Here is a 255-nt window from a genome sequence, read left to right on the forward strand (position 1 = left end):
GCGGGGAGAAACCCCGAAGAAGTGGACGGCAGAAGGGGCTTTCGCCCCTCCGGGGGAGCAACCGGTCGGCCCGGCGACCTGATTCAGCAGAAGGAGACGTTTTCATGACAGTCAGCAGCACGATTTCCGTTTTTTGCCGCGACGGGGTGTTCCGTACCGTTTACTGCCACCTGCACGGTGAGCCGGCCTGGAACGGTCGCATCCTGCATACCCACTATGCCACCGGTCAGCAGGCCGAAGCCCTGGTTGAACACG

Annotated in this window: 1 pseudogene; it reads left to right on the forward strand. The window is 62.4% G+C overall.

Annotation, left to right across the window (positions count from 1 at the left end):
• Positions 1-104: 104 nt before the first annotated feature.
• Positions 105-255, forward strand: a pseudogene (locus E0D98_RS26990) (post-segregation killing protein PndC); the annotation flags it as partial.

This window comes from Escherichia sp. KCJ4928 (assembly GCF_004352695.1).
Classification (GTDB): Bacteria; Pseudomonadota; Gammaproteobacteria; order Enterobacterales; family Enterobacteriaceae; genus ECMA0423.